The organism is Acidovorax cavernicola (assembly GCF_003581445.1).
This window is the reverse complement of sequence record NZ_QXMN01000006.1, coordinates 47,526-72,711: the sequence shown is the minus strand read 5'-3', so window position 1 is coordinate 72,711 and position 25,186 is coordinate 47,526. Positions and strand designations below refer to the sequence as shown.

The following is a 25,186-nucleotide window of genomic DNA, read 5'->3' as shown; positions in this document are numbered from 1 at the left end:
CGCACAACTGTTGTGCGCTGCACCAATCCAAGCGGCTGAGGTCAGCGCCGCGGTGCAGCCTCGAGCGGCAGGTAGTCGGCCATGGCCAGCATCGACTCGGCCACGTCGACGAGCCGGCGCTTCTGGTTCATGGCGGTCTGGCGCAGCATCTTGTGCGCCTCGGCCTCGCTCAGGCGGCGGTGCGCCATCAGCAGGCCTTTGGCGCGTTCGACGATCTTGCGTTCGTTCAGCGAGGCGCGCGCGGTGTCGAGCTCGTCGCTCATGGCCTGCAGTCGCCGCGACTGTTCCTGGACCATGTCGAGCACCGAGCGTTCGAGGTGGCGCCCGAGTTGCGCGGGCGTGGCGTCCTGCGCCTGCTGGGCATCGTCGAAGAACAGCGCACCGCCCGCTTGCGGGGCCAGCGTGCCGAGCAGCTGTTGGTAGGCCGCCAGTTCGCTGCGTGCCTGCGCGGTCTTGTGGTCGCACAGCGCGCGCAGATCGGCGGACAAGCGGTTCTCGACCGTCTGCATGGCGTCGATGCGCCGGGTGCAGCCGTCGAACCAGGCCTGGCTCAGGAGCGCATCGGCCGGCACCGAAGTGGCGCCCATGCGGCGCAGGCGTTCGATGTCGGCCAGCACGGCATCCGACTGGCTGTCGTGCCACAGCGTGCGCACCGCATCGCCCGAGAAGTCGATGAACACCTGGAAGCAGCGTTCCTGCGATTCGATCAGGTGCCGCCATTGCTGGCGTTGCGCATCGTCGCCGCGGCCCAGCGCCAGCGCGGCGGCGCCGAAGGCGCGCTCCTGGCCCGCGAACTCCTTGCCCTGCATGAAGTTGAACGTTGCCACCAGCAGGCGCGAGATCTCGGGGTCGGTGGCGCCGTCGGCTGCTTCGAACACCACCGCCAGCAGGCCGGCTACCAGCTTGGCGAAGGCGGCCACGGCCTGCGCCGGCTGGAGGTCGAGCGCGTCGATGCGCATGCGAAGCGCGGGCAGGGCGTCGAGGCCCGGCAGCACCCAGGCGATGCGGCTGAACAGGCGCGCACCGTGGCCGGCACTGACGCCGCGGTGGTGCTCGGCCTCGAGCCGGTCGAAGCCGGCGCGCACCTGCTGCTCGAGCGCGAGGCATTCGACGATCTGCGGACCGCGCTGGTCGGCAAAGCGCCCGCCATGCGAGGCCAGGAACACGTTCGACATGCCGCGCTCGCGCTGCAGCGCATGCACGAGCCGGCCGATCGCGCCGACCAGCTCGCTGGTGCGCGCGAGCTGGTCCAGCGCGTCGATCTCGCATCGGCGCGCGGCGATCAGGAAGCTCAGGCCGGAAGTCATTCGTGGGGCGTCGGGAAAGCGCACCTGGCTCGTGCAACTTCCGTGCCTCGCTTGTCCCTTCGCAGGCACCGCTGGCGGGCGGCCCCTACACTCGGCGCCATGCTCTTGTTGGGAATCGAATCATCCTGCGACGAGACCGGCGTGGCGCTGGTCGAGTCGCACGGCGACGCGCTGCCGCTGCTGCGTTCGCACGCGCTGCACAGCCAGATCGCCATGCACCAGGCCTACGGCGGCGTGGTGCCCGAGCTGGCCAGCCGCGACCACATCCGCCGCGTGCTGCCGCTCACCGAAGCCGTCATGGCCGAAGCCGGGCGCTCGCTCGCCGAGATCGACGTGGTGGCCTACACGCGCGGCCCGGGGCTGGCCGGTGCGCTGCTCGTGGGGGCGGGGGTGGCCTGCGCGCTGGGCGTGGCGCTGGGCAAGCCGGTGCTGGGTGTGCATCACCTCGAAGGGCATCTGCTGTCGCCGTTCCTGAGTGCCGATCCGCCCGAATTTCCGTTCGTCGCCCTGCTGGTGTCGGGCGGCCACACGCAGCTGATGCGGGTCGACGGCGTGGGTCGCTATGAACTGCTCGGCGAAACCATCGACGACGCGGCCGGCGAGGCCTTCGACAAGAGCGCCAAGCTCATGGGCTTGCCGTACCCCGGCGGCCCCTGGCTCGCGAAGCTGGCCGAAGACGGCGACGCCGCGGCCTTCAAGCTGCCGCGTCCGCTGCTGCACAGCGGCGACCTCGACTTTTCCTTTGCCGGCCTGAAGACGGCGGTGCTCACGCAGGCCAAGAAGCTGGGCGATCAGCTCGAAAACCGCAAGGCCGACCTTGCGGCCTCCACACAGGCGGCCATCGTCGAGGTGCTGCTGAAGAAGTCGCTCGCGGCGCTGGACCAGACCGGCCTGAAGCGGCTGGTGGTGGCCGGCGGCGTGGGCGCCAACAAGAACCTGCGCGAGCAGCTGAACGCCGCCTGCGCCCGTCGCAAGGTGCGCGTGCACTATCCCGAGCTGCATCTGTGCACCGACAACGGCGCCATGATCGCCATGGCGGCCGCGATGCGGCTGCAGTCGGGCCTGTCGCAGGCCTCCGAGCGCTATGCCTTCGACGTCAAGCCGCGATGGCCCATGGCGTCGCTTTCGGTGCCGGATGCGGCGCTTTCTGAGACTGCGTAAACGTTTGCTTTGACGACCGGCCGATGGCCGGCAGCGGCAGCACGTCGAGCACATTGCGCCAGAGCTGCCGCCACTCGGGCCAGTCATGGCCGCCTTCAGTGGTGAACACGCGACCCGGGGGCAGGGCGTCCGCCAGCAGCTTGTGGTTGCTGGCAAAGCGGTCGGCCAGGCCGAATCCCAAATAGAGCTGCGGCAGGTCCTTGGACGGCTTCGGCGCCAGGTACTGCTGGAAGAAGGGCCAGAGCTTGCGGTCGGGTTCCTCGTCGGGCTGCGGTCCGGTGGGCGCCTGCCAGGCGCGCAGGCCGCCGGCCTTCTTGATTTCCGCGCCGAGCACGCGGCGCCCGAGGTAGGGCGCCAGCGCCACGATGCCGTCCACCGAGCCCGGCCGCGCCAGTTCGTGGATCAGCGCGCCGAAACCACCGATGGAAATGCCGACGAGCCAGATCGAGGTGTAGCCCTTGGCCCGCTGGGGCTCGATGACGTCGGCATGCAGCCGTTCGCTGAGGGTCTGGTCGTAGTAGTAGGAGACGTCCGCATCGACCAGCAGCGCGTCGGCCGCCAGGTGCCGCTCGCGCACGGCGCTGATGAAACCTTCGCGCTCGAACTCTTCAGGCTTGAGGTAGGCCCCCGGCAGGAAGATCAGGAGCGTGTCGGACCGTTCGTTGTCATTGGCTGACTGCAGGTGCGTTTTCATGGTGCCTTGAGGCACACCCGCTGACCGCACCGCCCGGGAACTCGATGCGTTTACGAGATGCCCACGAAGAAGAAAGTACTAAGAAATCGTCACATCATGTGACGTTATCCAGCGCTATTGTGATTACGACGCTTGTTTAAAGTCAAAACAAGCTGTCACTAACATTTTCTTCGTGGGGGCATCGCCCGGACTAGTTGATCTGCAAGTGCGAAACCTGGCTTGCCGGCACCAATTTGCCGAGCTTCAGGGTCAGCACGCCGTTCTCCAGCTTGGCTTCGCTGGCGGCCACATCGATGGCCTGCGGCAGTTCGTAGGCGACCTTGATCTGGCGCTTGGCTTCGGCCTTGCTTTCGATGCGGACCACGGCGCCTTCGATGGCGACCGTCAGGTCTTCGCGCGACAGGCCGGGCACGTCGAGCGACAGCGTCCAGCTCTTGTCGTCCTGCTCGACCAGCGGCGAGCGGCGGGCACCGGCGAAGGCTTCGCTGGCGAAGCGCTCGAAGGCGCGGTCGTAGGCACGGGGGGCGAAGTGCGCGCTGCGCAGGGTGGGGGAGAAGAACATGGCGAAAGCTCCGGGGTGAATGAACACAATGGGGACATGGAATGTGTGTCCCTTACACTGCGCGGCCTTTCCATCGTGAGTGCCGCTTGTCACCTCATCTAGGCGCACCGGCACGCGTTTCAAGACAATGAAATCCCCCTTTATTTGGCGCCGCCAGGCCTTGAAATTCGCAGCGGCGGCGCTATGCGCGACCCCGTTCGCCGGCCTCGCGCAGGCTCCTCAGTCCACCCCGGCCGCACCGATCCGGCTGGCGCTCATCGAGAGCATGAGCGGCCCCTTTGCCAACACGGGCGAGGCGGTGTTTCGCAACCTGCTGTGGGCCGTGGAGCGCGTGAACGCGCGCGGCGGCGTGAAGCTGCCCGGCGGCGCACGGCCGCTGCAGCTCGACCGCTACGACAGCAAGGGCCAGAACGAAGAGGCGCTGTCGGCATTGCGCGCGGCCATGGACGACGGCACCCGCATCGTGCTGCAAGGCAATTCCTCGGTGACGGCTGCCGCACTCGTCGATGCCATCGACAAGAACAACGAACGCGACCCCTCGCGGCGCGCGATCTTCCTGAACTACTCGGCGGTCGACCCGGTGCTGACCAACGAGCGCTGCAGCTTCTGGCACTTCCGCTTCGATGCGCATGCCGACATGCGCGTGGCCGCGCTGATGGATGTGGTCAAGGACGACGCGGCGCTCAAGCGCGTCTACCTGATCGGCCAGGACTACAGCTTCGGTCAGGCCGTCCTGCGCGAATCGCGCCGTCAGCTCGGTGTGCAACGCCCCGATGTGGAGATCGTCGGCGACGAACTGCACCCGATGGGCAAGGTGAAGGACTTCGCGCCCTACGCCACCAAGATCCTCGCCAGCGGGGCGCAAGCCGTGGTCACCGGCAACTGGGGCAACGACCTCACGCTGCTCGTGAAGGCCGCGCGCGAAGCCGGTTTCAACGGCAGCTTCTACACCTTCTACGGCAATGCGCTGGGTGCGCCGGCCGCCATCGGCGACGCGGGCATCGGCCGTGTGGTCGCGGTGGCCGACTGGCTGCCGAACGTGCAGACGCCGCAATCCGAGGCCTTCTATCGCGCCTTCCGCACGCGCTTTCCGCGGCCGGCCGACGACTACGTGCACATGCGCATGCAGTTGCTGGTCGAGTCGCTCGCGCAGGCGCTGGAACGTGCAGGAAGCACCGAAGCCGTGCCGCTGGCGCGCGCGCTTGAGCAGGCCGACGTGAGCTTGTACGGCCAGCGCGGCCGCATGCGCGCGGCGGACCATCAGTTCCAGCAGCAACTGGTGGTCGGCGTGATGGACAAGCAGGGGCGCCCGGGCGTGCAGTTCGACGTCGAGGGCTCGGGCTACGGCTTTCGCGTGATCAAGACGATCGCGCCCGAGCGCGCCGAGCAGCCGACCTCCTGCAAGATGAAGCGCCCTTGATTGCGCTTGAGGCGCACCACCCCGACAGCACAGGAATTTCCATACATGCGTGAAGCCATCCACCACCTCGAAGCCTCGAAGATCCGCGAAGTCGCTAATGCCGGCATGGGCCGCGACGACGTGCTCGCCTTCTGGTTCGGCGAGAGCGACGAGGTCACACCCGAGGTGATCCGCCAGGCGGCCATCGAGTCGCTGCAGCGCGGCGAAACCTTCTACGCGCACAACCTCGGCCTGCCCGAGTTGCGCGAGGCCATCGCGCGCTACACGAGCCGCCTGCACCCGACGGTCGACGCCTCGCGCATCGCCGTCACTTCGGGCGGCGTGAGCGCGCTGATGCTCGCGGTGCAGGCGCTGGTGGACGCAGGCGACGACGTGGTTGCGGTCACGCCCGTGTGGCCCAACCTCACGGCGCAGCCGGCGATCATGGGTGCGCAGGTGCGCACGGTGTCGCTGGTGCCGGTCGACGGTCAGTGGACGCTCGACCTGCCTGCATTGCGCGCCGCGGTCACGTCGAAGACGAAGCTGTTGATCGTCAACGCGCCGAACAACCCCACGGGCTGGACGATGACGCGCGACGAGCAGCAGGCCGTGCTCGACCATTGCCGCAGCACGGGCACCTGGATCCTGGCTGACGAGGTGTACGAGCGCCTGTATTTCGAGCCCACGCCGAATGGTTGCGCGCCGAGCTTCCTCGACATCTCGAGGCCGGACGATCGCCTCGTTGTCACGCACAGCTTCTCGAAGAGCTTCCTCATGACCGGCTGGCGCCTCGGCTGGCTGGTGCTGCCGCCGGCGATGGTCGACGGCATCGGCAAGCTGATCGAATTCAACACCTCGTGCGCGAGCGTGTTCACGCAGCGCGCCGCCATCGCGGCCCTGGCGCACACGGCCGACATCACGCCGCGCGTGGTCGCGCACCTGAAGCAGTGCCGCGACACGCTGGTGCCGCTGCTGGCGGCGGTGCCGGGCGTGCAGGTGGCGCCCGCCAAGGGCGGCATGTACGCCTTCTTCCGGCTCGAAGGCTTTGGTGACTCGCTCGAGCTCGCCAAGCGCCTCGTCGCCGAAGCCGGCCTGGGGCTCGCGCCGGGCAACGCCTTCGCGCCCGAGGCGCAGGGCTGGCTGCGCTGGTGCTTCGCGTCGAAAGACCCACAGCGGCTGGTGCAGGGCGTCGAGCGGCTGCGCGGCTGGCTGGCGAAGCAGAAGAGCTGAGGCGGTCCGGCATGGCGTCGCGGTCCGCATCTGTCGATGCCGTGCGCATCCGCGGATCGGCGCTGCCGGGCCTGCAGGCGATCGCGGCTGAATCGAACCGCAGTTTTCCGCGCCACATGCACGACGTGTTCGGCATCGGCGTGATGGATCGCGGCGGCCAGCGCTCGGCCAGCGGGCGTGGTGCGGTCGAAGCGGTGCGTGGCGATGTCATCACGGTGAATCCCGGCGAGGTGCACGACGGCGTCGCGATGCGCGGCGAAGCGCGGGCCTGGCGCATGCTGCACCTGGCGCCTGAGCTGCTGTCGGACGATCTACCGGGGTTCGAGTTGGAGCGGCCGGTCTTGAGCGACCCGGCGCTGCGGCAGGGCTTCGACCGGCTGTTCACGGCCGTCGCCGAGGGTGACGACGCGTTGGCGTTGGAGCAGGGCGTGCTGCAACTGCTGCGCCGGGCACCCGGCGCGCAAGCGTCCGAGTCGCTGCGGCGCGTGGCGCCGGCTGCAATGGAGCGCGCCCGCGCACGCATCGCCGACGACTGCATCCGCGCGCCCTCGCTCGCGGAACTGGCGCGCGAAGCCGGCCTGAGTCGCTACCAGCTGCTGCGAGGTTTCGCGGCCGCCTTCGGACTGCCGCCACACGCCTGGCTGCAGCAATGCCGGCTGTCGCGTGCCCGGCGATTGATCGCGCAGGGCAGGGCGCTGGCCGATGCCGCGGCCGGTGCGGGCTTTGCAGACCAGAGCCACATGACGCGGGCCTTCGTGCGCTTCCTGGGGTTCACGCCCGGGGCGTATGCGATGGCGCGCTGCGGCTGAATCCCTTCCTCCCTTTCTGCAATTTCGTTCAAGACCGCCGCGGCCGTGGCGGGAGACGCTCGTCCCTTTTGCAGCAAACGCAATCGGAAGGCGAAGAAGCATGTCGGAACGAAGCAAGGGGATGTGGCTGTGCGCGCTCGCGATGGCCACGGTCGGCAGCACGGTGGTCGCGAGCAAGCTCATCGCGAGCGGTCTGCCGCCGTTCACGGCGACGGCGTTGCGCTTTGCGCTGGCGCTGCCAGTGTTCGCGGCGTTCATGTGGTTCATGCGCGCCCGCTGGCCGCGTCCCGATCGCCATGACGCCGTGCTGCTGCTGTGCCAGGCGGCGGCGGGCAGCGTCGGCTACACGGTGCTGCTGATCCTGGGCGTGCGCTGGGCACCGGCCGCTGACGCGGGCGTGGTGACCGGCACGCTGCCGGCCATGGCGGCGCTGGTGGCTGTGCTGGCGCTGCGCGAGCGGCCGGGGCGCTATCTGGTGGGTGGGATCGCGCTTGCAAGCTTGGGCGTGCTGGCGATCACGCTGCGACCAGGGGAGTCCGGTGACGACAGAGCGCCGACCGCCTGGCTCGGCAACCTGCTGGTGCTGGCAGCGGTGGCGCTCGAATCGCTGTTCATCCTGCTCAACAAGCGGCTGCGCGTGCCGCTGCAGCCGCTCGTGCAGTCGACGGCGATGGTCGCGCTGGGGCTGCTGCTGTCCGTGATTCCGGCGCTGCTGGAGCGCGCGTGGCTTCAACCCGTGCCAACCGAGGCGCTGGCGGGCGTGGCCTACTACGCGCTGGTGCCGACGGTGGCGGGCTTCCTGCTCTGGTACGCGGGCGCCGCCCGGCTGCGGGGCGCCGAGGCGGCGCTGTTCACGGCGCTGATGCCGGTGTCGGCGCTGGTGCTGGCCGCATGGTGGCTGGGGGAGGCGGTGGGGTGGGCCCAGATCGCCGGAGCCGCCTGCGTGCTGGGCGCCGTGGGGCTGGTCTCGCTCGACGGCAGGCGGCGGGAAGGGGCGGTCAGACAGGCCGATGTATAATCCCAAAGCTTTGCATGCCGCAAGGCGCACGGTGAGGGCAGTTCCAGTGCTCACCGCAAGTCAAACATCCCGGAACAAGGAAATTCAACATGATCGCAGCCTCCATCAAGGCCGAAGTTGTCAAGGACAACGCCCGTGCAGCCAACGACACCGGCAGCCCCGAAGTGCAAGTCGCACTGCTGACCGCCCGTATCAACGAGCTGACCCCCCACTTCAAGACGCACGCCAAGGATCACCACGGTCGTCGCGGCCTGCTGCGTATGGTGAGCCGCCGTCGCAAGCTCCTCGACTACCTCAAGTCCAAGGACGCCGACCGTTACACCGCGCTGATCGCCAAGCTGGGTCTGCGCAAGTAATTCGAATCGCATGAAAAAACGCCTGGGTTAGTCCGCTAGCTCAGGCGTTTTTTACTTCGCGATCCACTTTCGGAGTGCCCAACAGAGCGAAGCTGTGTCATTCCAATGAAGTTCGCCCCGAGCTTCGCTGGAATGGCATCGTGTTCTGAGAAGCCTCCGCCGCTTGCGAATCCCGTGTGATTCGCTATCAAAATAGGAGCAAACATGAGCCTCTTCAACAAAGTCACCAAGTCCTTCCAATGGGGCGACAAGACCGTCGTCATGGAAACGGGTGAAATCGCCCGCCAGGCGACCGGCGCCGTGCTGGTCGACATCGACGGCACCGTGATCCTGGCGACCGTGGTCGCTTCCAAGACCGCCAAGCCCGGCCAGGACTTCTTCCCGCTGACCGTCGACTACATCGAGAAGACCTACGCCGCAGGCAAGATCCCCGGCAGCTTCTTCAAGCGCGAAGCCAAGCCCAGCGAACACGAAACCCTGACCAGCCGCCTGATCGACCGTCCGATCCGCCCGCTGTTCCCCGAGGGTTTCCTGAACGAAGTGCATGTGGTGATCCACACCGTGTCGCTGAACCCCGAAGTCGATGCCGACATCGCCGCCATGATCGGCGTGAGTGCTGCGCTCTCGATTTCCGGCATCCCATTCACCGGCCCGATCGGCGCCGCCCGCGTGGGTTACATCAACGGCCAGTACGTGCTGAACCCGGGCCCCACCGCCCGCAAGGATTCGCAGATGGATCTCGTCGTCGCCGGCACCGCCAGCGCCGTGTTGATGGTCGAGTCCGAAGCCCTGCAGCTCAGCGAAGAAATCATGCTGGGCGGCGTGGTGTTCGGCCACGAACAAGCCAACATCGCGATCAACGCGATCCACGACCTCGTGCGCGACGCCGGCAAGCCGGAATGGCTCAAGGAAGGCACCTGGGCGCCTGAGGCCAAGGACGAAGACTTCATTGCCAAGATCAACGGCCTGGCCGAAGAAAAGCTGCGCGCCGTTTATCAAATTCGCAGCAAGCAAGCCCGCACGCAAGCCCTGCGTGAAGCCAATGCCAGCGTCTTCGCGGCCCTGAAGGCTGAAGGCGCCGAATTCGACGCCGGCAAGGTCAGTGACCTGCTGTTCGCAATCGAATCGCGCATCGTGCGCAGCCAGATCCTGCAAGGCGAGCCACGCATCGACGGCCGCGACACGCGCACTGTGCGCCCCATCGAAATCCGCAACTCCGTGCTGCCCCGCACCCACGGCTCGGCGCTGTTCACGCGCGGCGAGACGCAGGGCCTGGTCGTCACCACGCTCGGCACCGAGCGTGACGCGCAGCGCATCGATGCGCTGGCCGGCGAGTACGAAGACCGCTTCCTGTTCCACTACAACATGCCTCCCTTTGCCACTGGTGAAGTGGGCCGCATGGGTTCCACCAAGCGCCGCGAAGTGGGCCACGGCCGTCTGGCCAAGCGCGCGCTCGTCGCCGTGCTGCCGACCAAGGAAGAGTTTCCGTACACCATCCGCGTGGTGTCGGAAATCACCGAGTCGAACGGCTCCTCGTCGATGGCTTCGGTCTGCGGCGGCTGCCTGTCGATGATGGACGCCGGCGTGCCCATGAAGGCGCACGTGGCGGGTATCGCCATGGGTCTGATCAAGGAAGACAACCGCTTCGCGGTGCTGACCGACATCCTGGGCGACGAGGACCACCTCGGCGACATGGACTTCAAGGTGGCCGGCACGACCAACGGCATCACCGCGCTGCAGATGGACATCAAGATCCAGGGCATCACCAAGGAAATCATGCAGGTCGCACTGGCGCAGGCCAAGGAAGCGCGCATGCACATCCTGGGCAAGATGCAAGAGGCGATGGGCGAGGCCAAGGCCGACGTGTCGCAGTTCGCGCCGCGCCTGACCACGCTGAAGATCAACCCCGAGAAGATCCGCGACGTGATCGGCAAGGGTGGTGCGGTCATCCGTGGCCTGCAGGAAGAAACCGGCACGACGATCAACATCGACGAAGACGGCACCATCACCATCGCTTCGACCGATCCGGAAAAGGCCGAACTCGCCAAGAAGCGCATCGAGCAGATCACGGCTGAAGTCGAGATCGGCAAGGTCTACGAAGGCCCGATCACCAAGATCCTGGACTTCGGCGCGCTGGTCAACCTGCTGCCCGGCAAGGACGGCCTGCTGCACATCAGCCAGATCGCGCACGAGCGCGTCGAGAAGGTGACCGACTATCTGAGCGAAGGCCAGATCGTCAAGGTCAAGGTCCTCGAGACCGACGAGAAGGGGCGCGTCAAGCTGTCCATGAAGGCGTTGACCGAGCGTCCGGCCGGCATGGAATACAGCGAGCGCCCGCCGCGTGAAGACCGTGGCGATCGCGGCGACCGTCGTGAGCGTTCGGACCGCGGTGACCGTGGCGACCGCGGTGGTGATCGCGGCGAGCGCGCACCGCGCTTCAACGACCAGCAGCAACAGCCCCGCGGCGAGCAGCAACAGCAGCCCGCCGGCGAGTCGCAGCAGCAAGCGCCGCGCGAATCGCAGGAGTAAGCAGTGAGGCGCGACGGCCTGGTGCCGTCGCCTCTCGTGGACAGTCGGTGATGCCCGCCTCGTGCGGGCATCCGAGCCTCGGAGACCCCCATGAAAGCCATTGAGATCACTTCGTACGGCGCCCCTGAGGTGCTGCGCGTCGCTGCGCGTCCCGATCCGGTCGCGGGCGAGGGTGAGCTCCTGATCCGCGTGGCGGCCAGCGGCGTCAATCGCCCGGACGTGCTGCAGCGGATGGGGCACTACCCCGTTCCGCCCGGCGCTTCCGATCTGCCGGGTCTCGAAGTGGCCGGCGAAATCGTGTCGGGCGACGCCAAGGCGCTGGCCGAAGCGGGCTTCAAGGTCGGCGACCGCGTGTGTGCGTTGGTCGCGGGTGGCGGTTATGCCGAGCTGTGCGTGGCGCCTGTGGCGCAGTGCCTGCCGGTGCCCAAGGGCTGGAGCGACATCGAGGCGGCCTCGCTGCCCGAGACTTTCTTCACCGTCTGGAGCAATGTGTTCGAGCGCGGCCGTCTGCAAAAGGGCGAGGCGCTGCTGATCCAGGGCGGCTCGAGCGGCATCGGCGTCACGGCGATCCAGATCGCCAAGGCGCTCGGTGCGACCGTGATCGTCACGGCCGGCAGCGACGACAAGTGCGAGGCCTGCCTGAAACTTGGCGCCGACCACGCGATCAACTACCGCACGAGCGATTTCGTCGAAGTGGCGAAGCAGCTCACGGGCGGCAAGGGCGTGGATGTGGTGCTCGACATGGTAGCCGGCGACTACGTGGCGCGCGAGGTCGAGTGCCTGGCCGAAGACGGCCGGCTCGTGATCATCGCAGTGCAAGGCGGTGTGAAGAGCGAGATCAATGCAGGCCTCGTGCTGCGTCGGCGGCTCACGATCACCGGCTCGACGCTGCGTCCGCGGCCGGTGGCGTTCAAGGGTGCCATCGCCAGGGCCCTGCGCGAAAAGGTCTGGCCGCTGCTCGAGAGCGGTGCGGTCAAGCCCGTGATCCACAGCACCTATGCGGCAGTGGGTGAGCCCAGCGGCGCGGCCCAGGCTCACACGCTGATGGAATCGAACCAGCACATCGGCAAGATCGTGCTGACTTGGTGAGACGAACAACGCGATGACAACCTTCAAGAAACTGATTGCCGGCAACTGGAAGATGAATGGCGGCCTGGCCGCCAACGAGGCGCTGGTCAAGGCCTTGCAGCAAGGCCTGGCCGCAAGCCCTGCGGCCTGCGGCATCGCGCTGTGCGCGCCTGCGCCGTACTTCGCCCAGCTGCAGGCGCTGCTGGCGGGTACGCCGTCGCTGGCCCTCGGCGCGCAAGATGTGTCGGCGCACCCGCAAGGCGCATTCACCGGCGAGCAATCGGCGGCCATGCTGAAGGACTTCGGCGTGCGCTATGCCATCGTCGGTCACTCCGAACGTCGCCAATACCACGGCGAAACCGACGACACGGTGGCGGCCAAGACGGCTGCGGCGCTGGCGGGCGGCATCACGCCGATCGTTTGCGTGGGTGAGACGTTGGCAGAGCGTGAGGCAGGGCAGACCGAAGAGGTCGTCAAGCGCCAGCTGGCAGCGGTGATCCATCTGAACGGCCACTGCATCAGCGAGATCGTCGTGGCCTACGAGCCGGTCTGGGCCATCGGCACGGGCAAGACGGCGTCGCCCGAACAGGCGCAGGCGGTGCATGCCGTGCTGCGTGCGCAACTGCACCATGCCGCGAGCGAGCACGCTGCGGGCATCAAGATTCTGTATGGCGGCAGCATGAATGCGGCGAATGCCGCCGAGCTGCTCGCGCAGGCCGACATCGACGGCGGCCTCATCGGTGGTGCCTCGCTCAAGGCGCCCGACTTTCTGCAGATCATTTCTGCCGCTGCACGCTGATCGCGGCAACGGCAGCCATCACTTAGGAGTAAGAACGAATGAACGTGGTCCTCAATCTTCTGGTCGGCGTGCAAATGCTGGCGGCGCTGGCAATGATCGGCCTGATCCTGATCCAGCACGGCAAGGGTGCCGACATGGGTGCGGCCTTCGGCAGCGGCAGTGCGGGCAGCCTGTTCGGTGCCAGCGGTAGCGCCAACTTCCTCTCGCGCACCACCGCAGTGCTTGCTGCGGTGTTCTTTGCCTGCACGCTGCTGCTGGCCTACTTCAGCCATGCACGTCCTGCGGGCGGCGGCAGCCTGCTGGAGCGCGCGGCCGTGGGTGCGCCTGCTGCACCGGCCACGCCGGCGACCGGCGCTGCGGGCGAAATCCCCGCTGCAGCGGCACCTGGCAAGGCTGCTTCGGCGCCTGCGGCTCCCGTTTCGGGCGCTGGCCAGATTCCGAACAAGTAATCAGGTTGTTTTCATGCAGCCGTTCGTGAGAAACGGCTTCATTTCAGGGTAAACTCTAAATCTGTTCAGAAAGCCAAATGCCTCGCAGGCACCTCATGCCATCTGAACAGTAAAAACCGCGGTCGTGGTGAAATTGGTAGACACGCTATCTTGAGGGGGTAGTGGCGAAAGCTGTGCGAGTTCGAGTCTCGCCGACCGCACCAAATCTCACCGGCAGAAAGCCTCTCTCCAGGGGCTCTTCTGTCGGTGGCAAGCGGTGAAAATTTCTCGATGAACCTCGATTCCTACCTTCCCGTCCTTTTATTCATTTTGGTCGGGGTCGGCGTAGGCGTCGCCCCGCAAGTCATCGGATACATCCTCGGGCCCAATCGGCCCGATGCTGCGAAGAACGCACCCTACGAGTGCGGCTTCGAAGCCTTCGAGGATGCGCGCATGAAATTCGACGTGCGCTATTACCTCGTCGCGATTCTCTTCATCCTGTTCGATCTCGAGATTGCCTTTCTTTTTCCGTGGGCCATTGCGCTCAAGGAAATCGGCGCTGTTGGCTTCTGGGCCATGATGATCTTTCTCGCCATCCTCGTCGTGGGCTTTGTCTACGAGTGGAAAAAAGGCGCGCTCGACTGGGAATGACAAGGAAGCTACACGATGGCCATTGAAGGCGTTCTCAAAGAAGGCTTCGTCACCACGACCTACGACTCGGTCGTGAACTGGGCGAAGACCGGATCTCTCTGGCCGATGACCTTCGGCCTCGCATGTTGCGCGGTGGAAATGATGCACGCGGGCGCTGCCCGCTACGACATCGACCGTTTCGGCATGCTGTTCCGTCCCAGCCCGCGTCAGTCCGATCTGATGATTGTGGCCGGCACGCTGTGCAACAAGATGGCGCCCGCTCTGCGCAAGGTCTATGACCAGATGCCTGAGCCGCGCTGGGTGCTGTCGATGGGTTCTTGCGCGAATGGCGGTGGTTACTACCACTACAGCTATTCCGTGGTGCGTGGCTGCGACCGCATCGTGCCGGTCGACGTCTATGTGCCGGGTTGCCCGCCTACCGCTGAAGCGCTGCTGTACGGCGTGATCCAGCTGCAGCAGAAGATCCGCCGCACCAACACCATTGCCCGCGCCTGAGAGATTGCCGACGATGACTGACTTTGCAATTTCGCCGGAAGTGCTGCGCGCCACTGTTGCCGAGGTGCTCGGCGCCAAGGCCAAGAGCGTGACGCTCGCGCTCGAGGAAGTGACCGTGGTGGTCGGCGCTGCCGACTACATCGATGCGGCGCTGCTGCTGCGCGATGCGCCCGGCTGCCGCTTCGAGCAGCTGATCGACCTGTGCGGCATGGACTATTCCGACTACCGCGAAGGCGAGTGGCAGGGTGAGCGCTACGGCGTCGTCTCGCACCTGCTCTCCGTGAGCCTCAACCAACGCGTGCGCCTCAAGGTGTTTGCTCCCAGCGAAGACCTGCCGGTGGTCGATTCGCTCCAGCCCGTCTGGAGTGCCGCCACCTGGTTCGAGCGCGAAGCCTTCGACCTGTACGGCATCGTGTTCGACGGTCACGACGACCTGCGCCGCATCCTGACCGACTATGGCTTCATCGGCCACCCGTTCCGCAAGGACTTCCCGGTGTCGGGTCACGTCGAAATGCGCTACGACGAAGAGCAGAAGCGCGTGGTCTACCAGCCGGTCTCGATCGAGCCGCGCGAAATCACGCCGCGCGTGATCCGCGAAGACAACTACGGCGGCGGTTTGCACTGACAGATATGGCCGAAATCAAGAACTACACACTCAACTTCGGTCCCCAGCACCCCGCAGCACACGGCGTGCTGCGCCTGGTGCTCGAGCTGGACGGCGAAGTGATCCAGCGCGCCGACCCGCACATCGGCCTGCTGCACCGCGCGACCGAGAAGCTTGCCGAATCGCGTACCTTCATCCAGTCGCTGCCCTACATGGACCGCCTCGACTACGTGTCGATGATGTCCAACGAGCACGCCTATTGCCTCGCCATCGAGCGGATGATGGGTCTCGAGGTGCCGATTCGCGCACAGTACATCCGCGTGATGTTCGCCGAGATCACCCGCCTGCTGAACCACCTGTTGTGGCTCGGCGCGCACGGTCTCGATTGCGGTGCGATGAACATGCTCATCTACTGCTTCCGCGAGCGTGAAGACCTGTTCGACATGTACGAGGCCGTGTCCGGCGCGCGCATGCACGCGGCGTATTTCCGTCCCGGTGGCGTCTATCGCGACCTGCCGGACGCGATGCCGCAGTACAAGGTCAGCAAGATCAAGAACGCGAAGGCGATCGAACGTCTCAACGAGAACCGCCAGGGCTCGCTGCTCGACTTCATCGACGACTTCTGCAAGCGCTTCCCGAAGATGGTCGACGAGTACGAGACGCTGCTCACCGACAACCGCATCTGGAAGCAACGCACCGTGGGCATCGGCGTGGTCACGCCGGAGCGCGCGTTGAACCTCGGCTTCACCGGCCCGATGCTGCGTGGCTCGGGCGTTGAATGGGACCTGCGCAAGAGGCAGCCGTACGATGTCTACGACCAGATGCAGTTCGACGTGCCTGTGGGCAAGACCGGCGACTGCTACGACCGTTACCTCGTGCGCGTGGAGGAAATGCGCCAGGCCAACCGGATCATCCAGCAGTGCTCGGCCTGGCTGCGTGCCAATCCCGGCCCGGTCATCACCGACAACCACAAGGTCGCCGCGCCCGCGCGCGAATCGATGAAGGCGAACATGGAGGAGCTGATCCACCATTTCAAGCTCTTCACCGAAGGCTTCCACGTGCCCGAAGGCGAAGCGTATGCCGCCGTCGAGCATCCCAAGGGTGAGTTCGGCATCTATCTCGTGAGCGACGGCGCCAACAAGCCGTACCGCCTGAAGATCCGCGCCCCGGGCTTCCCGCACCTCGCCGCCCTCGACGAAATGTCGCGCGGCCACATGATCGCCGACGCTGTCGCGGTGATCGGCACGATGGACATCGTGTTCGGCGAAATCGACAGGTGAGAAAGAGCGAATGACGACTTCCTCAACCCATCACCATGACGCGGTGCCTTCGGCGCCGTTGAAGGCTGCCATCCTCGAGCGCTTTGCGCGCGAGGTGGCGAAGTACCCCGAAGCCGGAAAGCAGTCGGCCGTGATGGCCTGCCTTTCCATCGTCCAGCAGGACGAAGGCTTCGTGAGCGTCCAGCGCGAACGCGAGATCGCCGAGTACCTCGGCATGGCGCCCATCGCCGTGCATGAAGTGACGACCTTCTACAACATGTACAACCAGCATCCGGTGGGCAAGTTCAAGCTCAACGTGTGCACCAACCTGCCGTGCCAGCTGCGCGACGGCGTGACCGCGCTGGTCCACCTCGAGAAGAAACTCGGCATCAAGATGGGCGAGACCACGGCCGATGGCCTGTTCACGCTGCAGCAGAGCGAATGCCTCGGCGCCTGCGCCGATTCGCCCGTGATGCTGGTCAACGACCGCACCATGTGCAGCTTCATGAGCAACGACAAGCTCGACCAGCTCATCGACGGCTTGCGCAATGCCAAGCCAGGGGAGGCTTCGTGATGACGCCCGAACAGGTTCTCTCGCAGTTCCAGGCCACCGGTGTCCAGACCTGCTTCCATGACCGCCACATCGGCGCTCAGATCTATGCAGGCCTCGATGGCACCAACTGGCATCTGGCCGACTACGAAGCGCGCGGCGGCTACCAGGCGCTGCGCAAGATCCTCACCGAGGGCCTGACGCCCGACCAGGTGATCGCCGAAGTGAAGGCCTCGGGCCTGCGCGGCCGCGGCGGTGCAGGTTTCCCGACCGGCCTGAAGTGGAGCTTCATGCCCCGCCAGTTCCCGGGCCAGAAGTACCTCGTCTGCAATTCGGACGAGGGCGAGCCCGGCACGTGCAAGGATCGCGACATCCTGCAGTTCAACCCGCACATCGTGATCGAAGGCATGGCCATCGCCGCGTATGCGATGGGCATCAGCGTGGGCTACAACTACATCCACGGCGAGATCTTTCAGAGCTACGACCGCTTCGAGGCCGCCCTCGAAGAGGCGCGCGCCGCGGGCTACCTCGGCGACAAGATCATGGGCAGCACGTACAACTTCCAGTTGCACGCGGCCCATGGTTTCGGTGCCTACATCTGCGGCGAAGAAACCGCGCTGCTCGAATCGCTCGAAGGCAAGAAGGGCCAGCCGCGCTTCAAGCCACCGTTCCCGGCGAGCTTCGGCCTGTACGGCAAGCCGACCACCATCAACAACACCGAGACCTTCGCGGCGGTGCCCTGGATCATCCGCAACGGCGGCCAGGCCTACCTCGAATGCGGCAAGCCGAACAACGGCGGCACCAAGATCTATTCGGTGAGCGGTGACGTCGAGCTGCCCGGCAACTACGAAGTGCCGATGGGCACCCCGTTCTCCAAGCTGCTCGAACTGGCCGGCGGTGTGCGCAAGGGCCGCACGCTCAAGGCGGTGATCCCCGGTGGCTCGTCGTCGCCGGTGCTGCCTGCCGACATCATGATGGCCTGCACGATGGACTACGACTCCATCGCCAAGGCCGGCTCCATGCTCGGTTCGGGCGCCGTGATCGTCATGGACGACTCGCGCTCGATGGTCGAGTCGTTGCGTCGCCTCTCGTACTTCTACATGCACGAGTCCTGCGGCCAATGCACCCCTTGCCGCGAAGGCACGGGCTGGCTGTACCGCGTGGTGGACCGCATCCACAGCGGGAAGGGCAAGCCCAGCGACATGCAGTTGCTGGACTCCGTCGCCGGCGACATCATGGGCCGCACCATCTGTGCGCTCGGTGATGCAGCGGCCATGCCCGTGCGCGCCATGATCAAGCACTTCCGCCATGAGTTCGAGGCCCTGATTCCGGGCCACGTCCCGACGGCGCCCGTCAAGGCCTGAGTGCGAGAAGAAACACAGACATGATCGAAATCGAACTCGACGGCAAGAAGGTCGAAGTGACCGAAGGCAGCATGGTGATGCATGCGGCCGAAAAGGCGGGCACGTACATCCCGCACTTCTGCTATCACAAGAAACTCAGCATCGCGGCCAACTGCCGCATGTGCCTGGTCGACGTGGAAAAGGCGCCCAAGCCGATGCCGGCCTGCGCCACGCCCGTCACGCAGGGCATGATCGTTCGCACCAAGAGCGAGAAGGCCATCAAGGCCCAGCAGTCCGTCATGGAGTTCCTGCTGATCAACCACCCGCTGGATTGCCCCATCTGCGACCAGGGCGGTGAATGCCAGCTGCAAGACCTGGCCGTCGGCTACGGAGGTTCTTCTTCGCGCTACGAGGAAGAAAAGCGCGTCGTGTTCCACAAGGACGTCGGCCCGTTGATCAGCATGGAAGAGATGAGCCGCTGCATCCACTGCACGCGCTGCGTCCGTTTCGGCCAGGAAGTGGCCGGCGTGATGGAGCTGGGCATGTCGCACCGCGGCGAACACTCCGAAATCGAAACCTTCCTCGGTGACTCGGTCGACTCCGAGCTGTCGGGCAACATGATCGACATCTGCCCGGTCGGCGCGCTCACGAGCAAGCCGTTCCGCTACAGCGCCCGCACCTGGGAACTGTCGCGCCGCAAGTCGGTGAGCCCGCACGATTCCACCGGTGCCAACCTGATCGTCCAGGTCAAGAACAACCGCGTGATGCGCGTGGTGCCGCTCGAGAACGAAGACGTCAACGAATGCTGGATCGCCGACCGCGACCGCTTCTCGTACGAAGCGCTCAACGGCACGGAACGCCTGACGCAGCCCATGCTGAAGCAGGGCGGTCAGTGGCAACAGGTCGACTGGCAGACGGCGCTTGAGTACGTCGCCAACGGCCTCAAGCAGATCAAGACCGACCACGGTGCACAAAGCATCGGCACGCTGGTCAGCCCGCACAGCACGCTCGAAGAGCTGCAACTCGCCGCCATGCTCACGCGTGAACTCGGCAGCGACAACATCGACTACCGCCTGCGCAATGCCGAATTCACGGCATTCGAAGGCGTGCGTTGGCTCGGCACTTCGATCGCGTCGCTCACGCAAGTGCAGCGCGCGCTGGTCGTCGGTTCGAACCTGCGCAAGGAACATCCGCTGTTCGCACAGCGCATCCGCCAGGCCGTGCGCAAGGGCGCCGCACTGTCGGTGATCACTTCGTCCAGCCTGATGGCCGACCGCGGTGCCTGGGCGATCGATGTGGCGCAATCGTCCATCGTCGAAGCCGATCAGTGGGTCGAGGCGCTGGCCGCCGTGGCCGCAGCCATCGGCCAGACCAACGGCGCTGCTGCCCCGCTGGCACCGAAGAACGCACCCGACGCCGCCGCACAAGCCATCGCAGCCTCGCTGCTGAGCGGCGAGCGCAAGGCGATCCTGCTCGGCAATGCCGCTGCGCACCACGCGCAAGCTGGCAGCCTGCTGGCGCTCGCGAACTGGATCGGCGCACAGACCGGCGCCACCGTCGGCTACCTGACCGAAGCAGCCAACACCGTGGGCGCACAGCTCGTCGGCGCCTTCCCGAAGAACGGCGGCCTCGATGCCGGCCGCATGCTCGCCGCCGGCTCTGGCCTCAAGGCCGTGCTGCTGCTGAACACCGAGCCGGTGTTCGATTCGGCTGCTGGCGCTGCCGCTGCCGATGTCATCGGCAATGCGCAGATGGTGGTCACGCTGAGCCCCTTCAAGGCCAACCTCGAATTCAGCGACGTGCTGTTGCCCATCGCTCCGTTCACCGAAACGCCGGGTACCTTCGTCAATGCCGAAGGCCGCCTGCAGGGTTTCCATGCCGTCGTGAAGCCGCAAGGCGAAACGCGCCCGGCGTGGAAGGTGCTGCGCGTGCTGGCGAATCTGCTCGGCCTGCCGGGTTTCGCCTTCGAATCGACCGCCGAGGTGCTGGCCACCATCGGTGACAACGGCGCCGTGCCGGCGAATACGCTGAGCAATGCCACGTCCGCCCAGGCTGTTGCTGCGAATGGCGTGGTGGCCGCTCCTGTGGTCGCGAGCATCTACCAGCTCGACTCGATCGTGCGTCGCGCACCGTCGCTGCAGCTGACCGCCGACGCCCGCAATGCGTCTGCCGGATCGAACGTGTCGGCTCGTGCCGAGGAGGCACTGGCATGATCGACGCAATTCATGGCTTCGGCCAGGGGCTGGTCGCCGCAGGCTGGTGGACGTCCGTCGTCTGGCCCGTGGTCTGGACGCTGATCAAGATCATCGTCGTCGTGATCCCGCTGATGCTGGCCGTGGCGTACCTCACGCTGTGGGAGCGCAAGGCCATCGGCTTCACGCAGATCCGCGTGGGTCCGAACCGCATCGGGCCGCTGGGCCTGCTGCAGCCGATCGCCGACGCGCTCAAGCTGATGACGAAGGAAATCATCCTTCCGACGGTCGCCAACAAGGGCCTGTTCCTGCTGGGCCCCATCATGACCATCATGCCGGCGCTTGCCGCATGGGCCGTGATTCCCTTCGGTCCCGATGTGGCGCTGGCCAACATCAATGCCGGCCTGCTGTTCGTGATGGCCATCACCTCGCTCGAGGTGTACGGCGTGATCATCGCCGGCTGGGCTTCGAATTCGAAGTACGCCTTCCTGGGTGCGCTGCGCGCCTCGGCACAGATGGTGAGCTATGAAATCGCGATGGGCTTCTGCTTCGTCGTGGTGCTGATGGTCACCGGCAGCCTGAACATGTCCGACATCGTGACGGTGCAGGGCAAGGGCATGTTCCATGACATGGGCATTGGCTTCCTGTCGTGGAACTGGCTGCCGCTGCTGCCGATCTTCGTCGTCTACTTCATCTCGGGCCTGGCCGAAACCAACCGTCACCCGTTCGACGTGGTGGAAGGCGAGTCCGAAATCGTGGCCGGCCACATGATCGAGTACTCGGGCATGAGCTTCGCGATGTTCTTCCTGGCCGAGTACGCCAACATGTGGCTCGTCTCGATCCTGACCGTCGTACTGTTCCTGGGTGGATGGCTGCCGCCGTTCGAGTTCCTGAGCTTCATCCCGGGCTGGATCTGGCTGGGCCTCAAGACCTTCTGCGTGGTCACCATGTTCCTGTGGGTGCGCTCGACGTTCCCGCGCTTCCGTTACGACCAGATCATGCGTCTGGGCTGGAAGATCTTCATTCCCGTCACCCTGGTGTGGCTGGTCGTGGTCGGTGGCTGGATGCAGACGCCGTTCAACATCTGGAAATAAGCAGGAAGCGCCGACATCATGACTGCTTCACACACCGCCGGGGGGCTTGCACGCCCCTCCAAGCTGGCATCCGCACCGTTCTCGCTCAAGGACTTCCTGAGCAGCTTCATGCTGTTCGAACTGTTCAAGGGCCTGGCCATCACGGGCAAGTACGCGTTCTCGCGCAAGATCACCGTTCAGTTCCCCGAAGAGAAGACGCCGCTGTCGCCGCGCTTCCGGGGCCTGCACGCGCTGCGCCGCTACGACAACGGCGAAGAGCGCTGCATCGCCTGCAAGCTCTGCGAGGCCGTGTGCCCCGCGCTCGCCATCACCATCGAATCCGACGTGCGTGACGACGGCTCGCGCCGCACCACGCGCTACGACATCGACCTGACCAAGTGCATCTTCTGCGGCTTCTGTGAAGAGAGCTGCCCGGTCGATTCGATCGTCGAGACGCACATCTTCGAATACCACGGCGAAAAGCGCGGCGACCTGTACTTCACCAAGGACATGCTGCTGGCCGTGGGCGACCGCTACGAAAAAGAAATCGCGGCGAACAAGGCGGCCGACGCCAAGTACCGCTGAGCCGGCTCCGCTCGAAACCCGTACCAATCGAATTCCAATGGACGTCAAGACCGGTCTGTTCTATCTGTTTGCCGCGGTGCTGCTGTTTGCAGCCTTCCGCGTCATCACCTCCCGCAATCCTGTGTACGCCGCGCTGTACCTGGTGCTGGCTTTCTTCCAGGCGTCGGCCATCTGGCTGCTGCTGCGCGCCGAGTTCCTTGCGATCTCGCTCGTGCTGGTGTACGTCGGCGCCGTGATGGTGCTCTTCCTGTTCGTCGTGATGATGCTGGACATCGACGTCGACGGCCTGCGAGAGGGCTTCTGGAAGCACTTCCCGCTGGCGGCAGGCATCGGCGCGCTCATCGCGCTCGAAATGGCGGCCGTGCTCATGGGCGGTTTCCGCCTCGGCGAAGGCCCGCGCGCGATGGCCACGACCTCGCCCAACAGCTCGAACACGCTCGAGCTCGGCAAGCTGCTGTACTCCGAATACCTCTACCCGCTGGAAATTGCCGCGGTCATCCTGCTGGTGGCCATCATTGCCGCCATCGCGCTGACGCTGCGCACCCGCAAGGACAGCAAGTACGTCAACCCGTCGGACCAGGTGCGCGTGAAGGCGCGCGACCGCGTGCGCATCGTGCAGATGCCCGTCACGCGCGCGGCCGAGCCGGTGGTTGAAGCCCCGGCAGCGGATGCTGCAAAGGAAAACAAGGCATGACGCTCACGCTCGGACACTTTCTCTCGCTCGGCGCGATGCTCTTCGCGCTGTCGGTGATCGGCATCTTCCTGAACCGCAAGAACCTGATCGTGCTGCTCATGGCCATCGAGCTGATGCTGCTCGCGGTCAACATGAACTTCGTGGCCTTCTCGCACTACCTGGGCGACATGCACGGCCAGATCTTCGTGTTCTTCATCCTGACGGTGGCGGCGGCCGAATCGGCCATCGGCCTCGCGTTGCTGGTCCTGTTGTTCCGCAACAAGTCGAGCATCAACGTCGACGAACTCAACTCGCTCAAGGGTTGACAGCAGTATGAGCGCAACCCTTTCCGCATCCACCTTGCTGGCCGTGCCGCTGGCACCCCTGGTCGGCGCCGCACTTGCCGGCCTGTTCGGCACGAAGTTCGGTGGCAACCACATCGGCCGCAAGGTCACGCATTCGCTGACCATCCTGGGCGTGTTCGTCGCGTTCGTGATCTCGGCGCTGACGCTGAAGTCGGTCATCGTCGACGGTGCCCGCTTCAACCAGACCCTCTACGAGTGGATGATCGTCGGCGGCCTGAAGATGGAAGTCGGCTTCCTGGTCGACGGCCTCACGGCCATGATGATGTGCGTCGTGACCTTCGTGTCGCTGATGGTCCACATCTACACCATCGGCTACATGGAGGAAGACGACGGCTACAACCGCTTCTTCTCGTACATCTCGCTGTTCACCTTCTCGATGCTGATGCTCGTCATGAGCAACAACATGCTCCAGCTGTTCTTCGGCTGGGAAGCGGTGGGCCTGGTGTCGTACCTGCTGATCGGCTTCTGGTTCAACAAGCCCACGGCCATCTTCGCGAACATGAAGGCCTTCCTGGTCAACCGCGTGGGTGACTTCGGCTTCATTCTCGGCATCGGCCTGATCGCCGCCTACGCCGGCACGCTGAACTACGGTGAAGCCTTCGCCAAGGCGCACACGCTGGCCGGCATCACCTTCCCGGGCACCGAGTGGATGCTCATCACGGTGATCTGCATCTGCCTGTTCATCGGCGCGATGGGCAAGAGCGCCCAGTTCCCGCTGCACGTGTGGCTGCCCGACTCGATGGAAGGCCCGACCCCCATCTCGGCGCTGATCCACGCGGCAACCATGGTGACGGCCGGCATCTTCATGGTGGCGCGCATGTCGCCGCTGTTCGAACTGAGTGACACGGCCCTGAGCTTCATCCTCGTGATCGGCGCCATCACGGCCCTGTTCATGGGCTTCCTGGGCATCATCCAGAACGACATCAAGCGCGTGGTCGCGTACTCGACGCTCTCGCAGCTCGGCTACATGACGGTGGCGCTGGGTGCCTCGGCCTACTCGGTCGCGGTGTTCCACCTGATGACGCACGCTTTCTTCAAGGCGCTGCTGTTCCTCGGCGCGGGCTCGGTGATCATCGGCATGCACCACAACCAGGACATCCGCTGGATGGGCGGCGTGCGCAAGTACATGCCCATCACCTGGATCACCTCGCTGCTGGGCTCGCTGGCACTGATCGGCACGCCGCTCTTCTCGGGCTTCTACTCGAAGGACAGCATCATCGAGGCCGTGCACGAAAGCCACCTGTGGGGCGCGCAGTTCGCCTACTGGGCAGTGCTGGCCGGTGTGTTCGTGACGGCGTTCTACTCGTTCCGCATGTACTTCCTGGTCTTCCACGGCAAGGAACGCTACGACCAGAACCCCGACGCGCACCACGACGACCATGCGCACGACGCTCACGGTCACGACGATCACGGCCATGGCCACGACGACCACAAGCCGCACGAGTCGCCGATGGTGGTCTGGCTGCCGCTGGTGCTGCTGGCGATCCCCTCGGTGGTGATCGGCTTCATGACCATCGACCCGATGCTGTTCGGCAGCTTCTTCAAGGACGCGATCTTCGTCGACGGTGCCAAGCATCACGCGATGGGCGAGCTGAAGGAAGCCTTCCACGGCCCGGTCGCCATGGCGATCCACGGCCTGCAGACCGCACCGTTCTGGCTGGCGCTGGCTGGCGTGGCGCTGTCGTACTACATGTACATGATGAACCCGGCGCTGCCGGCGGCCATCAAGCGCGCCTTCGGCCCGGTGTATCGCCTGCTCGAGAACAAGTACTACCTCGACTGGATCAACGAAAACATCCTCGCCCGCGGTGCCCGCATGCTCGGCACCGGCCTGTGGAAGGGCGGTGACCAGGCCCTGATCGACGGCGCGGTCGTCAACGGTTCCTGGAAGGTGGTGGGGCGCGTGGCCGGTGTCGTGCGCTGGCTGCAGTCCGGTTTCATCTATCACTACGCCTTCGCGATGCTGCTTGGCATCTTCATCCTGATGACGTACTTCGTCTGGTTCAAACGTTGAGCCCGAACGCTGGAGAAAAAGA

Annotated in this window: 25 protein-coding genes and 1 tRNA gene; 23 read left to right on the top strand and 3 right to left on the bottom strand. The window is 65.5% G+C overall.

The genetic code is table 11. The features are described 5' to 3' along the window. Positions 1-41 precede the first annotated feature (41 nt). Positions 42-1,307, bottom strand: a complete 1,266-nt coding sequence (locus D3H34_RS07995) for a nitrate regulatory protein (RefSeq protein ID WP_119552912.1) — start codon at positions 1,305-1,307, stop codon at positions 42-44. Between the two features lie 99 nt (positions 1,308-1,406). On the opposite strand from D3H34_RS07995, the gene tsaD reads away from it, so the two are divergent. Next, positions 1,407-2,468, top strand: a complete 1,062-nt coding sequence (tsaD, locus tag D3H34_RS07990) for a tRNA (adenosine(37)-N6)-threonylcarbamoyltransferase complex transferase subunit TsaD (protein WP_119552911.1) — start codon at positions 1,407-1,409, stop codon at positions 2,466-2,468. Here tsaD and D3H34_RS07985 read toward each other — a convergent pair. Next, positions 2,404-3,162: an alpha/beta hydrolase-fold protein gene (locus tag D3H34_RS07985; RefSeq protein WP_119552910.1), complete on the bottom strand. Its 759-nt coding sequence runs from the start codon at positions 3,160-3,162 to the stop codon at positions 2,404-2,406. The two genes, tsaD and D3H34_RS07985, sit on opposite strands and share 65 nt — an antisense overlap. A gap of 190 nt (positions 3,163-3,352) precedes the next feature. Beyond that, entirely contained in the window at positions 3,353-3,724 is a 372-nt protein-coding gene (locus D3H34_RS07980) for an Hsp20/alpha crystallin family protein (protein ID WP_119552909.1), read from the bottom strand. A 127-nt stretch (positions 3,725-3,851) separates the two neighbouring features. Here D3H34_RS07980 and D3H34_RS07975 point away from each other — a divergent pair, with 127 nt between their 5' ends. The 22 genes from D3H34_RS07975 to nuoL all read left to right on the top strand — a co-directional run bounded on the left by D3H34_RS07975 (position 3,852) and on the right by nuoL (position 25,164). Further along, positions 3,852-5,144 carry a branched-chain amino acid ABC transporter substrate-binding protein gene (locus tag D3H34_RS07975; RefSeq protein WP_119552908.1) on the top strand — a complete coding sequence of 431 codons (1,293 nt, stop codon included), beginning with the start codon at positions 3,852-3,854 and terminating at the stop codon, positions 5,142-5,144. A gap of 45 nt (positions 5,145-5,189) precedes the next feature. Next, complete coding sequence (locus D3H34_RS07970; RefSeq protein ID WP_119552907.1) at positions 5,190-6,353, top strand: pyridoxal phosphate-dependent aminotransferase; 1,164 nt, start codon at positions 5,190-5,192, stop codon at positions 6,351-6,353. An 11-nt stretch (positions 6,354-6,364) separates the two neighbouring features. Continuing rightward, positions 6,365-7,162: an AraC family transcriptional regulator gene (locus D3H34_RS07965; RefSeq protein WP_119552906.1), complete on the top strand. Its 798-nt coding sequence runs from the start codon at positions 6,365-6,367 to the stop codon at positions 7,160-7,162. 100 nt (positions 7,163-7,262) lie between these two features. Beyond that, entirely contained in the window at positions 7,263-8,180 is a 918-nt protein-coding gene (locus D3H34_RS07960; protein ID WP_119552905.1) for a DMT family transporter, read from the top strand. 89 nt (positions 8,181-8,269) lie between these two features. Then, positions 8,270-8,536: a 30S ribosomal protein S15 gene (rpsO, locus tag D3H34_RS07955; protein WP_007837783.1), complete on the top strand. Its 267-nt coding sequence runs from the start codon at positions 8,270-8,272 to the stop codon at positions 8,534-8,536. A gap of 204 nt (positions 8,537-8,740) precedes the next feature. Further along, the gene (gene pnp, locus D3H34_RS07950) at positions 8,741-11,065 is read left to right on the top strand and encodes a polyribonucleotide nucleotidyltransferase (protein ID WP_119552904.1); all 2,325 of its coding nucleotides are present in this window, start codon (positions 8,741-8,743) and stop codon (positions 11,063-11,065) included. 90 nt (positions 11,066-11,155) lie between these two features. After that, a complete protein-coding gene (locus D3H34_RS07945) occupies positions 11,156-12,154 on the top strand; it encodes an NAD(P)H-quinone oxidoreductase (protein ID WP_119552903.1) in 999 nt (332 codons plus the stop codon). A gap of 13 nt (positions 12,155-12,167) precedes the next feature. After that, positions 12,168-12,932 carry a triose-phosphate isomerase gene (gene tpiA / locus D3H34_RS07940; RefSeq protein WP_119552902.1) on the top strand — a complete coding sequence of 255 codons (765 nt, stop codon included), beginning with the start codon at positions 12,168-12,170 and terminating at the stop codon, positions 12,930-12,932. A 38-nt stretch (positions 12,933-12,970) separates the two neighbouring features. After that, positions 12,971-13,381 (top strand): preprotein translocase subunit SecG, encoded by a 411-nt coding sequence (gene secG, locus D3H34_RS07935; protein ID WP_119552901.1) that lies wholly within the window; start codon positions 12,971-12,973, stop codon positions 13,379-13,381. Positions 13,382-13,499: 118 nt separating this feature from the next. Next, a tRNA-Leu gene (locus tag D3H34_RS07930) sits at positions 13,500-13,584 on the top strand. Between the two features lie 67 nt (positions 13,585-13,651). Then, the gene (locus tag D3H34_RS07925; RefSeq protein ID WP_055805154.1) at positions 13,652-14,011 is read left to right on the top strand and encodes an NADH-quinone oxidoreductase subunit A; all 360 of its coding nucleotides are present in this window, start codon (positions 13,652-13,654) and stop codon (positions 14,009-14,011) included. A gap of 15 nt (positions 14,012-14,026) precedes the next feature. Continuing rightward, positions 14,027-14,506 carry a NuoB/complex I 20 kDa subunit family protein gene (locus D3H34_RS07920; RefSeq protein ID WP_007837763.1) on the top strand — a complete coding sequence of 160 codons (480 nt, stop codon included), beginning with the start codon at positions 14,027-14,029 and terminating at the stop codon, positions 14,504-14,506. A gap of 13 nt (positions 14,507-14,519) precedes the next feature. After that, a complete protein-coding gene (locus D3H34_RS07915; protein WP_119552900.1) occupies positions 14,520-15,131 on the top strand; it encodes an NADH-quinone oxidoreductase subunit C in 612 nt (203 codons plus the stop codon). A 5-nt stretch (positions 15,132-15,136) separates the two neighbouring features. Next, the gene (locus tag D3H34_RS07910) at positions 15,137-16,390 is read left to right on the top strand and encodes an NADH-quinone oxidoreductase subunit D (protein ID WP_119552899.1); all 1,254 of its coding nucleotides are present in this window, start codon (positions 15,137-15,139) and stop codon (positions 16,388-16,390) included. 10 nt (positions 16,391-16,400) lie between these two features. Continuing rightward, entirely contained in the window at positions 16,401-16,943 is a 543-nt protein-coding gene (locus tag D3H34_RS07905) for an NADH-quinone oxidoreductase subunit NuoE family protein (RefSeq protein WP_119552898.1), read from the top strand. Continuing rightward, complete coding sequence (gene nuoF, locus D3H34_RS07900) at positions 16,943-18,283, top strand: NADH-quinone oxidoreductase subunit NuoF (RefSeq protein WP_119552897.1); 1,341 nt, start codon at positions 16,943-16,945, stop codon at positions 18,281-18,283. The genes D3H34_RS07905 and nuoF overlap by 1 nt, the downstream gene beginning before the upstream one ends. A 20-nt stretch (positions 18,284-18,303) precedes the next feature. Beyond that, the gene (gene nuoG, locus D3H34_RS07895; protein WP_119552896.1) at positions 18,304-20,475 is read left to right on the top strand and encodes an NADH-quinone oxidoreductase subunit NuoG; all 2,172 of its coding nucleotides are present in this window, start codon (positions 18,304-18,306) and stop codon (positions 20,473-20,475) included. Next, entirely contained in the window at positions 20,472-21,548 is a 1,077-nt protein-coding gene (nuoH, locus tag D3H34_RS07890; protein WP_119552895.1) for an NADH-quinone oxidoreductase subunit NuoH, read from the top strand. Before nuoG ends, nuoH begins: the two co-directional genes overlap by 4 nt. Before the next feature lie 18 nt (positions 21,549-21,566). After that, the gene (nuoI, locus tag D3H34_RS07885; RefSeq protein WP_119552894.1) at positions 21,567-22,112 is read left to right on the top strand and encodes an NADH-quinone oxidoreductase subunit NuoI; all 546 of its coding nucleotides are present in this window, start codon (positions 21,567-21,569) and stop codon (positions 22,110-22,112) included. A gap of 37 nt (positions 22,113-22,149) precedes the next feature. Next, positions 22,150-22,806, top strand: coding sequence for an NADH-quinone oxidoreductase subunit J (locus D3H34_RS07880; RefSeq protein WP_056579588.1), 657 nt, complete (start codon positions 22,150-22,152; stop codon positions 22,804-22,806). Then, positions 22,803-23,111: an NADH-quinone oxidoreductase subunit NuoK gene (nuoK, locus tag D3H34_RS07875; RefSeq protein ID WP_056579591.1), complete on the top strand. Its 309-nt coding sequence runs from the start codon at positions 22,803-22,805 to the stop codon at positions 23,109-23,111. Before D3H34_RS07880 ends, nuoK begins: the two co-directional genes overlap by 4 nt. Positions 23,112-23,118: 7 nt before the next feature. Then, on the top strand, positions 23,119-25,164 hold the full coding sequence (gene nuoL / locus D3H34_RS07870; RefSeq protein WP_119552893.1) for an NADH-quinone oxidoreductase subunit L: 2,046 nt from the start codon (positions 23,119-23,121) through the stop codon (positions 25,162-25,164). Positions 25,165-25,186 lie beyond the last annotated feature (22 nt).

Excerpts from the sequence above, each read along its gene's own strand:
- D3H34_RS07995 (WP_119552912.1), bottom strand. The coding sequence starts at position 1,307 with ATGACTTCCGGCCTGAGCTTCCTGATCGCCGCGCGCCGATGCGAGATC.
- tsaD (WP_119552911.1), top strand. The coding sequence starts at position 1,407 with ATGCTCTTGTTGGGAATCGAATCATCCTGCGACGAGACCGGCGTGGCG.
- D3H34_RS07985 (WP_119552910.1), bottom strand. The coding sequence starts at position 3,162 with ATGAAAACGCACCTGCAGTCAGCCAATGACAACGAACGGTCCGACACG.
- D3H34_RS07980 (WP_119552909.1), bottom strand. The coding sequence starts at position 3,724 with ATGTTCTTCTCCCCCACCCTGCGCAGCGCGCACTTCGCCCCCCGTGCC.
- D3H34_RS07975 (WP_119552908.1), top strand. The coding sequence starts at position 3,852 with ATGAAATCCCCCTTTATTTGGCGCCGCCAGGCCTTGAAATTCGCAGCG.
- D3H34_RS07970 (WP_119552907.1), top strand. The coding sequence starts at position 5,190 with ATGCGTGAAGCCATCCACCACCTCGAAGCCTCGAAGATCCGCGAAGTC.
- D3H34_RS07965 (WP_119552906.1), top strand. The coding sequence starts at position 6,365 with ATGGCGTCGCGGTCCGCATCTGTCGATGCCGTGCGCATCCGCGGATCG.
- D3H34_RS07960 (WP_119552905.1), top strand. The coding sequence starts at position 7,263 with ATGTCGGAACGAAGCAAGGGGATGTGGCTGTGCGCGCTCGCGATGGCC.
- rpsO (WP_007837783.1), top strand. The coding sequence starts at position 8,270 with ATGATCGCAGCCTCCATCAAGGCCGAAGTTGTCAAGGACAACGCCCGT.
- pnp (WP_119552904.1), top strand. The coding sequence starts at position 8,741 with ATGAGCCTCTTCAACAAAGTCACCAAGTCCTTCCAATGGGGCGACAAG.
- D3H34_RS07945 (WP_119552903.1), top strand. The coding sequence starts at position 11,156 with ATGAAAGCCATTGAGATCACTTCGTACGGCGCCCCTGAGGTGCTGCGC.
- tpiA (WP_119552902.1), top strand. The coding sequence starts at position 12,168 with ATGACAACCTTCAAGAAACTGATTGCCGGCAACTGGAAGATGAATGGC.
- secG (WP_119552901.1), top strand. The coding sequence starts at position 12,971 with ATGAACGTGGTCCTCAATCTTCTGGTCGGCGTGCAAATGCTGGCGGCG.
- D3H34_RS07925 (WP_055805154.1), top strand. The coding sequence starts at position 13,652 with ATGAACCTCGATTCCTACCTTCCCGTCCTTTTATTCATTTTGGTCGGG.
- D3H34_RS07920 (WP_007837763.1), top strand. The coding sequence starts at position 14,027 with ATGGCCATTGAAGGCGTTCTCAAAGAAGGCTTCGTCACCACGACCTAC.
- D3H34_RS07915 (WP_119552900.1), top strand. The coding sequence starts at position 14,520 with ATGACTGACTTTGCAATTTCGCCGGAAGTGCTGCGCGCCACTGTTGCC.
- D3H34_RS07910 (WP_119552899.1), top strand. The coding sequence starts at position 15,137 with ATGGCCGAAATCAAGAACTACACACTCAACTTCGGTCCCCAGCACCCC.
- D3H34_RS07905 (WP_119552898.1), top strand. The coding sequence starts at position 16,401 with ATGACGACTTCCTCAACCCATCACCATGACGCGGTGCCTTCGGCGCCG.
- nuoF (WP_119552897.1), top strand. The coding sequence starts at position 16,943 with ATGACGCCCGAACAGGTTCTCTCGCAGTTCCAGGCCACCGGTGTCCAG.
- nuoG (WP_119552896.1), top strand. The coding sequence starts at position 18,304 with ATGATCGAAATCGAACTCGACGGCAAGAAGGTCGAAGTGACCGAAGGC.
- nuoH (WP_119552895.1), top strand. The coding sequence starts at position 20,472 with ATGATCGACGCAATTCATGGCTTCGGCCAGGGGCTGGTCGCCGCAGGC.
- nuoI (WP_119552894.1), top strand. The coding sequence starts at position 21,567 with ATGACTGCTTCACACACCGCCGGGGGGCTTGCACGCCCCTCCAAGCTG.
- D3H34_RS07880 (WP_056579588.1), top strand. The coding sequence starts at position 22,150 with ATGGACGTCAAGACCGGTCTGTTCTATCTGTTTGCCGCGGTGCTGCTG.
- nuoK (WP_056579591.1), top strand. The coding sequence starts at position 22,803 with ATGACGCTCACGCTCGGACACTTTCTCTCGCTCGGCGCGATGCTCTTC.
- nuoL (WP_119552893.1), top strand. The coding sequence starts at position 23,119 with ATGAGCGCAACCCTTTCCGCATCCACCTTGCTGGCCGTGCCGCTGGCA.